The 10,525-nt window shown below is 38.7% G+C and carries 6 protein-coding genes; 4 read left to right on the forward strand and 2 right to left on the reverse strand.

Annotation, left to right across the window (positions count from 1 at the left end):
• The 3 genes from HMPREF2877_RS05925 to HMPREF2877_RS05935 form a co-directional block, all read left to right on the forward strand.
• The coding region (locus tag HMPREF2877_RS05925; protein ID WP_070579125.1) for a glucosyl transferase at nt 1-3,525 on the forward strand (3,525 nt) is incomplete at its 5' end.
• A gap of 730 nt (nt 3,526-4,255) precedes the next feature.
• Nucleotides 4,256-5,779, forward strand: a complete 1,524-nt coding sequence (locus HMPREF2877_RS05930; RefSeq protein ID WP_002883853.1) for a glucosyl transferase — start codon at nt 4,256-4,258, stop codon at nt 5,777-5,779.
• Between the two features lie 84 nt (nt 5,780-5,863).
• Nucleotides 5,864-8,293, forward strand: coding sequence for a glucosyl transferase (locus HMPREF2877_RS05935; RefSeq protein WP_070579128.1), 2,430 nt, complete (start codon nt 5,864-5,866; stop codon nt 8,291-8,293).
• 257 nt (nt 8,294-8,550) lie between these two features.
• On the opposite strand, the gene pdxT is transcribed toward HMPREF2877_RS05935, so the two are convergent.
• Complete coding sequence (gene pdxT, locus HMPREF2877_RS05940) at nt 8,551-9,144, reverse strand: pyridoxal 5'-phosphate synthase glutaminase subunit PdxT (protein ID WP_004182217.1); 594 nt, start codon at nt 9,142-9,144, stop codon at nt 8,551-8,553.
• Nucleotides 9,145-10,017, reverse strand: coding sequence for a pyridoxal 5'-phosphate synthase lyase subunit PdxS (gene pdxS / locus HMPREF2877_RS05945; RefSeq protein ID WP_070579130.1), 873 nt, complete (start codon nt 10,015-10,017; stop codon nt 9,145-9,147).
• Nucleotides 10,018-10,347: 330 nt separating this feature from the next.
• Between pdxS and HMPREF2877_RS10665 the strand changes: the two genes are divergently transcribed.
• A partial coding sequence (locus HMPREF2877_RS10665; protein WP_256262929.1) for a KxYKxGKxW signal peptide domain-containing protein occupies nt 10,348-10,525 on the forward strand: 178 nt, incomplete at its 3' end.

A 10,525-nucleotide genomic window follows, 5' to 3' on the forward strand; every position in this document is an offset into this window, starting at 1 on the left:
GCTATTGACGTCGATGCTCCAGCAAGTAATGAAGCCACAGCTAAACCTGCAGAAAACACAGTTGCTACCGCTTCGAGCGAAGCCGCCACAGTATCAGAAACACCAGTAGTCACCTCTGAAGTTACTTCAACAGAAACTATTTCTGAAAAAACAAGCTCTGAAGTCTCAAGCACATTTGTTTCAGCCTCTGAAACACAAAATTCAGAATCTAAATCATCTGTCGCAACAAGTGTGACAGAAAAAACTGCGGAAGAAACTGCATCCCATGAAGACCGTACTATAGATGTTACCGACAGAGGTATTTACCCACCTCCACCATGGTCTTCTCGAGTGGAAAATGTTACAGGTGGTGAGTATTACACTGACGATGATGGTTTTTGGCATTATAGAAATGAAAATGGCGATGACTACATTGATGGTCATACTATCGATGGTGTTAAGGTTTATTTTGACTATAAAGGTAGACAAGTAAAAGGAAGATTTGGCTTAGATCAACACTTTTACGATAAAGATTCTGGTGCTCTAGTTACGTCCAGTTATGTCAATGATGGCTATAACACCTACTATGTAAACAAAGAAGGGTATAGGCTTATCGGTCATCAAAAAATTAATGGAGAGTGGACTTACTTTAACGATTCTGGCGCCCAGTTAAAAGAGTCATTCGACCCTGAAGGTCGTTATTATGACGAAAATGGTCGACGGACTGACCTCGGTACTAATCACTATTTTCAATTACATAATAAGTGGTACTACATCGGAAATGATGGCAAGATTTTAAAAGGACCTCAAACTATCGACGGTGTTAAAGTCTATTTTGGTAATTATGATGGTATCCAAGTAAAGGGTGACTTTGCTAGTGATGAGCATTATTATGACAAGGATTCTGGTGCCTTGGTGACTAATCGCTTTGTTCATTCAATATACGACTTCTATGTAGATGAAAATGGTAATAGAGTTACAGGTCAAAAAAACATTGGAGGTACTTGGTACTACTTTGCACCTGCACAAATCAAAGACGAATTTGGTCCTGATGGCTATTATTATGATAAAGAAGGTAAACGAACTGATTTAGGTATCAATCGCTATTACCAACTTCACACACACTGGTATTATATTGGTAAAGATGGCAAGATTTTAAAAGGACCTCAAACCATTGATGGCGTGAATGTATATTTTGACACTGATGGCAAACAAGTTAAAGGGCACTTTGCAGCTGATAACCGTTTTTACGACAAAAATAATGGTTGGCTCGTCACCAATCGTATTGTGAATATGTATGGTGATAAAACCTATTACATTGATGAAAACGGCTATAAGTATACTGGTGTCAAAGAAATCAATGGGGCATTGTATTATTTTGAACCTGAACAAGTTTTTAATAAATTTGCCGAAAATGGTCGTTATTATGATGATAAAGGTAAACAAGTTGATTTCGGAACAAACCGCTTCTTCCACTTAAATGGATATTGTTACTATGCTGGAGATGACGGCACAATTTTAACAGGCAGACAAACGATTAATGGTATGGATGTTTACTTCGAGAACACTGGTGTCCAAGTCAAAGGCAGATTCATATCTGATTATTCAGGTAAGAATTTCCGCTATTATGATAAGGATTCCGGTGCCTTAGTCAAAAATCAATACGTCATTGCCTATAATAGTACTACTGGTCAAAACGAGAGATATTATCTGGATAATCAAGGACAACCATTAACCGGACCTCAAACCATTGATGGAAAGCAAGTGTACTTCCACGAATTAGGAAATTACTCTAACAATTACGGTGGTTGGCAAATATTCGATAATTTTGCTGAAGGACGGTACTATGATCAAGATGGTAATCTCGTTGACCTTGGTAAAAACCGTTACGTCCAAATCAAAGAGAATTGGTACTATGTTGGTAATGATGGAAAAATCTTAACAGGATACCATACAATTGATGGTGTTGATGTCTATTTTGATAACAATGGTGTACAAGCAAAAGGAACATTTGACTCTAATGACAGGTTCCACGATAAAGATACTGGAGGATTAATTTATAATCAATTCATTACAGTCAAAGATAAAACGTACTATATAGACGATAAGGGTAATCCCGTTAAAGGGTTAGCTGTTATCAAAAATACCGAATACTTCTTTGACAAACAAAAGGGAACTCAAATAAAAGGTGATTTCGCCGTGAATGGTAAATACTATGATGGTATCACTGGAGCTCTTGTAACCAATAGCTATGTGCGAGTCGGATCAGATTGGTACTATGTAAATAGTAAAGGTAGACGACTCAAAGGAGCTCAAATCATTAATAATGTAGCCATTTACTTCAACCCTCAAAATGGTAAACAACTTAAAGGTGGATTTGACGAAGACGGTTACTTCTACGACAAAGACTCTGGTGCCAAGACTGATTTAGGAAAGAATCACTATGTGCAAATCAACGATGCTTGGTATTATATTGGTTCTGAAGGTAAAATCCTAAAAGGAGAACAAACTATTGATGGTGTACAAGTCCATTTCGACACTATTACTGGTGTTCAAGTTAAGGGTAACTTCATTACTAAAGATGGACGATTAATTACTGAAAAGGATCATGCTAGCTATACTCCGGCTGAAAAATTCTTCGATAAAGATTCTGGCGCCCTAGTCAAAGGTCGTTACTTTACCCATAAAGGCAAGTGGTATTATGCTAATGATCAGGGAATCTTACTAAAAGGGTCTCAGACCATCGATGGTGTAAATGTCTATTTCCACCCTTACTACTTCGGTGGTCAAGCTAAGGACCTTGTTTTGGACGGCTATTACTATGATAAAGACACTGGTGCTCGGCAAGAAATCCCTAAAAATACATTTTTCAAGGCCGGAAACAAATTATACTACTTTGATAGTAATGGGGATTTCGGTAGAATGACAATAGATGGAAAAGACTATTGTGTTTATTCTTGGGGTGAAGTTATTCGAGGTGGATTAGGACCCTACAACACTCTTCCATATTATGATGAAGAAACAGGTGCTGCTATCCACAAAACCGGTCTCATAAAATCAGGCAATAATTGGTTTTACCTTGATGAAAACGGTCGAAAAGTCAAAGGGCTACGAGAGATTAATGGTAAGATCTATTATTTCTCTGATGGACCAGAATCAAGATATGGGCATTATTATGATCAAGTCCGTGGCTTATTAGTTAACCCTTATAATGAAAATTACTATAATAGCACTTCAAAAGCTGCACCTACATACTTCTTTGATGCTGAGACAGGTGCTGCTTTAACTAACCAATTCTTTAACTGGGGGGGAGATTGGTACTACTTTGGTCCTGACGGAAAAGCGCTTATTTTCGATCAGGTTATAAACGGACAACATCTCTACTTCAGAAATAATGGTAAACAAGTCAAAGGACAATTTATCTCAGATTATAAAGGAACTCGCTATTATGATGAAAATTCTGGCGAACTTGTTACTAATCAGACACGTACCATTAACGGAGTAACCTATCTCTTTGATGAAAACGGACGTCCTACTCAATTGTGAGATTTATCTTATTATAGTAAGTATGTTTGTCTAAATGTTCTTTAAAAAAACACAAAAGGAAGTCGACAGTTGGTCAACTTCCTTTTTCATATAATCAATCACTGTCATTCAAACAGAACCCAATTATGACATTTTTTTAACATTTACGATTATCTTGTAAAAAAACTTGTTTGTAATTAAAAAAGTATTATAATAAAGATAGGTGAGCATGTAAGCGTTTTACCAAAACGTTGAAAGTGTACTACAGAGGGATTAGGATTAGGAACTTGGCTTTAGAATTCTAACGTCAAAATAATTTTTTATGCATGAAAACTGGTCCTTAGGCACTTTGGCATGATAATCTAAGGCTCTTTTCATACACACATCTGTCTATAATACAAAACTAGAGCTTTAGAGAGAATGTTTCAAACTAAAAGTTCTAGTTTTTTGTATTTAAAGACATATGCCATAGGCTGGATTCAATAATAAAACGAAAGGAGAGAAATAAAAGTATTAGGATAAATAAGTGAAGACACTTGTTTCTAGATATGAATTACACAGCATAAGCATATTCTCCTTGCCACACGTTTGACGTGCTCCCCTATAAAATCTTCTTATGGTCATGACATGAGAGATTTAGATATGGGACTCAGTCGTTTTAACAGATTTGCCTACTTTTAACACTATTTTAACGGCGAGCTCCTTTATAACCACCCAAACATCGGTGTTCATTTTATGAAAGGAGTCTATCATGAATACTGAAATGAATTATCCATGGCACGTGTACAAGAAGCACCTTGTGGCACTTTCTTGTGTAACCGCACTAGCTGCTTTTTCCCTAGTTGCTCGCCCTGCATTTGCGGAAGAAGTAAAAGCATCTGATACGAATGCTAAGACCGAAGTTGTCGCACCTGCTATAGAAAATGTAGTGGCTACTGTTGAGACTAAGACACTTGATGAAAATCCAACAGCAACTACAACAGATGCACCAACAGGCACAAGCATTATCAATAGCGAAGCTACAAGTGTTACCACTGATACTACAGCTATTCCTGAAACAGCTAAACCCGCTTCAGAGGCTTCAAGTACAGTTATCTCTGAAACAAATTCAACAAGATCAGAAATACCTACTTCTAAAACAGGAGCTACAGTAAGTGAAACTGCTAGTATGGAAAACGCTAGATATGAGGACATCTCAGAAAATCGACTTAAGACTGATGTTTCTTCCTTCAATAACGATGAAAACACAGAAATTCAAGACGAAGATCCTGAAGAAAATATTACAGGTGGTCAATGGTATAGTGACGTACAAGGTAGTTGGCACTACAAAAAAGACGGTAAAGACCTTATAGGCGCACACGTTGTTGACAATCAGCACGTGTATTTCCATGAAGATGGTAAACAAGCCAAAGGTGAGTCTGTCCAACGTAATAACCATTATTATTTCTACGACCAGAATCTAGGGCATAGGATAACTGAACAGTTTGTCAAGGTAGCTGATTTTCCTCACGATGAATACCGTTACTTTGGTAAATATGGTGTGGCTGTAACAGGCTGGCAAGATATTAATGGAAACCGTTACTATTTCTATCCTGACACTGCGTATAGAGTCTCCATTCCTTGGTACCAAGGAGATTGGGATGACTTCCATAAAGTTTACATTGATAGCAAGCCATACTACTTTGGACATGATGGTGAACTTTGGCGAAACCGCTATGTCAGATCTCTAGGGGGAATTCCTGGTGGCTATAAGAGCATGGATTTCGGAACATTTTACCTCGGCGACGACGGACAATACGTTACAGGCTGGCAAAAGAAAGGCGAAAAAGAATATTATTATTTTGAATACGGACGACAAGCTCGAGGAATCGGATTCAACAACAATGACAGCCAAACCAATGTTATGGGGCAATTTATTAGGTTCCCAGAAGGTATCCGTTACTTTGAACCTTATACTGGTGAACTTGTCAAAAATCGTATGATTTATAACGACAAAAATATGCTTTTTGAATATTCACATGGTTATATTCCTGGATGGCTCTATTTCGATAAAGACGGTATTGCAGTAACTGGACTTCAACAAGTTTGGGGTGAATACTACTACTTCCGTGATGCAGCTGGTCTCCCAATAAGAGTTCAGGGAGAAATTGTAGACTACAAGGGACATAAGCTTTACTTCGATCCAAACAATGGTCAAATGTGGCGTAATCGTAATGCCAATATTGATGGAAAAAATTATCATATTGATGAAAACGGCTACCTTACAGAGATTTAAGTCATCAATCAATTGTAATTAAGTTATTTTTGCATTATTTCAGTTTTTAGACTGAAAAGATTTTAAGATGAAGGGGAATTTATCATGATTACGAAAAGGACTAACCCAAAGAAACACCTTATGGCACTTTCTTGCGCAACCGCTCTAGCTACTTTTACTTTACTCGCACGACCTGCATTTGCGGATGAAGCGAAAACACCTGAAACTTCTAGTCAACCAACTGAGATTCTTGCACCTGCACAAGAAACTGCAGTAACTAATGTTGAGGTCAAAGCACCTACTACAAATCCTATTTCAACTAATACTGAGCTACCTACTAGTACAAGTACGGTTCTTAGTGAAGCTCCTAGCAGTGAAGTCGCATCATCTGAATTAGCAAGCGAATCACCAGTAGAAATCACTTCTGAACAAGAAATTAGCAATCAAGATAATCAGGCAAATAAAGCTATACCTATTAAAACGGCAACTTCAGAAGCCTCTACTACAAAAACTTCGGCAGAAAAAGTCACTGAACCTGTTCCTGTCGAAGAAACAAAAACACCTACAAAAAACAGTGTACAACCTGCCCCAATCGATGAAAATGAAAAGCCAGTCACACCTTCTGTAACACTTGAAAATGCACCTCATATTTCTGGTGGACATTATTATAGTGATGATAATGGTAACTGGTATTACAAGGATGCAAATGGCAAAAATCTTGTCGGGCTGAACTATGTGGATAATGTTCCTGTTTACTTTAGCCAAGACGGTATTCAAATCAAAGGTGGTTTTGCAGAGGATGGCCGATACTATGACAAAGATTCTGGTGCTCTTGTAACCAAGACCTTTAAAGAACTCTTAACTTATATTGGTCGTGATGATATCAACGGTCAAAACATTTATACTACTGATTGGTACTACCTTGATGCCGACGGACGGCCACTTAAAGGTCCTCAAAATCTTGGTGGTACAAACATGTACTTCTTCCCTAATGGAGCACAAGTTAAGGGACGTTTTGCTCCTGATGGACATTACTATGACAAAGATTCTGGTGCGCTTGTAACTAATAGATTTGTTCATATTTATAACTGGAATTTCCAAAATCAAGACGGAAATCGTGTTCTTAAATTTATGCTTACTATTCCGAACGACTCTGCTATAGGATCTGACGGTAAATCACACTTTATTGATATGAGTCATTACCCACTTTCTAGCAAAGATTTAGATCGTGAAGATTTCTACTACTATGTTGATGCTAAAGGGGATAAACTGACAGGACCTCAAACCCTAAACGGCATCCATGTTTACTTCGACCAAAATGGTAGACAACTTAGAAGTGAGTTCAAATTTGACGAAGATGGTACCGTTCATTATTACGATGCAAAAAACGGTGCACGCGCTGAAAATACCATTGTCAGAACCAACACTGGTGCCTTCAAATTCGATGCAAATGGTAATGGACATTTGATGGAACCTGGTGAAGAAACAGACACTCCCGTCATTCCTACAATCTCCCTAGACAAGGCACCACGAGTTTTTGGTGGTCACTATTATAGTGATAACGAGGGCAACTGGTACTACAAGGATGCAAACGGTAAAAACCTCATCGGTCTCAACTTCGTTGACAACATTCCAGTCTACTTTGACAAGGATGGCAAACAAGTCAAAGGACGTTTTGCAGAGGATGGTCGCTATTTTGATAAAGACTCTGGTGCACTTGTAACAAAACGCTATCTTGAAACTGAAGATGGCAACTGGGTTTACGTCAATGATAAAGGTGATAAACTCAAGGGAGAACAAACTATCAATGGTGTTAAAGTCTACTTTGATGATTTCACTGGTATACAAGTCAAGGGACATTTTGCACCAAATGGTAAATACTATGATAAAGATTCTGGTGCTCTCGTAACCAATGCTTTTAAAGAAATCTTAACTTATATTGGTCGTGATGACATCAACAATCAAAATGTCTATACTACTGCCTGGTACTATCTCGATGCTGATGGTAAGCCATTAACAGGACCTCAAACCTTTGGAAATAGTCGCTTTTACTTCCTTCCTAATGGCGCACAAGTCAAGGGACGCTTCGCCCCTGATGGACACTATTATGATAAAAACTCTGGTGCTCTCGTCACTGATAGCTTTGTTCATGTCTACAACTGGAATTACCGAAATCTCGATGGTGATCGCATCTTCCACTTCACTATTACCATTCCTGGAAATGATCTCGTAGATCAGGATGGACAGTACCCAAGAGAAAGTAAAGATTTAGATCGTGAAGATTTCTACTACTATGTTGATGCTAAAGGGGATAAACTGACAGGACCTCAAACCTTAAACGGCATTCATGTTTACTTCGACCAAAACGGTAGACAACTTAGAGGTGAATTCAAATTTGACGATGACGGAACTGTCCACTATTACGATGCTAAGAATGGGGCACGCGCTGAAAATACCATTGTTAGAACAAACACTGGTGCCTTCAAATTCGATGCTGACGGTAATGGACATTTGATGGGACCTGGTGAAGTATAAGAAAATAATTCAAATAACAACTATTGATATCTCATAATTACTTTGATTTAGGAATCGCTAAAAAGGAAGTCGACCAACTGTCAACTTCCTTTTTCATATCACAAGTAAACTTTTTTCCACTTTAAGAAAACTTTAGGCTTTGCTTTATATACTATAACCATCCTAAAACTTTTCTTTTTCATAATCTCCTAAATCCAGGGCCTAGGTTCTGGATTTTTTTGCGTGAAGGAGAAGTAAATGAATTTATGAAATTTGAATCAAAGCTTTTCTTCTTTTGCCGGATTAATCATATCTAGGAAATAAGCATGTACCCTTTCGTCACCCGTTAATTCTGGATGAAAAGAGGTCACTAACATCTGCTTTTCTCTAGCTGCCACAATTGCCCCATTGACTTGAGCTAAAATCTCCACTTCTGCTCCAACAGCTTCAATAATTGGCCCACGAATAAAGACCATTGGGATTTCCCCTTTTCCTTTAAATTCAGCATCTGTGACAAAACTGCCCAATTGGCGACCATAGGCATTTCTGGCTACATTGATATCCATACTTGCCAAATGTTTTGTTTGGTCCCCTACTATGGTTTTGGCTAACAAAATCAGACCTGCACAGGTTCCAAATACAGGTAAGCCCGAATCAATTTTCGCCTTTATCGGCTCAAACAAGTCTAAATCATGCAAGAGTTTTCCCATGACTGTCGACTCTCCCCCTGGTAGAATGAGCCCATCTAAATCAGCGTGCGCTTCCCAATCCTGTCGATTTCTGATTTGAACTGTTTCAACTCCAAGTCCGTTCAAGACCTGCTCATGTTCTGCAAAAGCACCTTGCAAAGCCAGTATTCCAATTTTTGTCATCTATTTTCCTCGCTCTGCCATTAAGATGTCAATTTCATCCTTGTTGATACCAACCATGGCTTCCCCCAAATCTTCTGACACTTGCGCCAAAATGTCCGGACGATTATAGTTAGTCACTGCTTTGACAATGGCTTCCGCACGTTTTTTCGGATCTCCTGATTTGAAAATACCTGAACCAACAAAGACACCTTCAGCACCCAACTGCATCATAAGCGCCGCATCCGCTGGCGTCGCTACACCACCTGCCGCAAAATCGACAACCGGCAACTTGCCATGTTCGTGGACATAACGGACCAAATCAATTGGCACCTGCAAATCTTTAGCAGTAATATATAGTTCATCTTCTCTAAGATTTTGAATACGGCGAATCTCTTGATTCATGAGTCGCAAGTGGTGAACAGCCTGAACAATATCACCAGTACCAGGTTCACCCTTGGTACGAATCATTGATGCCCCTTCAGAGATACGGCGAAGAGCCTCACCAAGGTCCTTGGCTCCACAGACGAAAGGCACATCAAATTTGGTTTTGTCCACATGAATAAGGTCATCGGCCGGTGTCAAAACCTCACTCTCGTCGATATAATCAATCTCAATCGCCTGCAAAATCTGTGCTTCCACGAAATGACCAATACGCACCTTAGCCATCACTGGAATACTAACAGCGTCCTGAATTTCCTTAATCATCTTAGGATCACTCATACGTGACACACCACCCACTGCACGGATATCGGCCGGAATGCGTTCCAAGGCCATGACTGCAGCCGCTCCTGCCGCCTCAGCGATACGTGCCTGCTCAGGATTTTGAACGTCCATGATGACGCCCCCCTTAAGCATCTGTGCCAAATTTTTATTTAAGTCGTAACGATTTGTCATTGCAATCACCTCTCATGTTTTTATGCCCTCTATTTTACACAGGATGATTTTTGAAAAAAAGAGTCTTTTTCTCAAACTGTATGGGGACAATATATCTTTCAATGATATCTATAGACGAAAAAATAAATAAATTAGGAAAACCCTTTTATAGGCTATAACTATCACGAATATAAGAATCTTTTTATAAAATCATGGCATTTTTGTATCCGTTTTCTATTGAAATTATTAGAAAATAGAATTAAAATATAATCGTAAATTAATTTTTGGTATTCATGATGTTTTTAATGTCACAGCATGAATTTACCAAGCCACCATACAAGGGGGAAGATTATGGAAAACAAAGTTCGTTTCAAACTTCATAAAGTTAAGAAACATTGGATTACAATCGCTGCTTCAAGTTTGGCTATCGGGGCTTCACTGATTGGCCTAGGGCAAGTCGGAGCCGATGAAGTTAAACCAGAAACGACTGCTGTTATCAGTCCTGAAAATGTCGTCTCTGACAGCAATC

Origin of the sequence: Streptococcus sp. HMSC072D03 (assembly GCF_001812855.1) — a bacterium.
GTDB classification, from domain to species: Bacteria; Bacillota; Bacilli; order Lactobacillales; family Streptococcaceae; genus Streptococcus; species Streptococcus salivarius_D.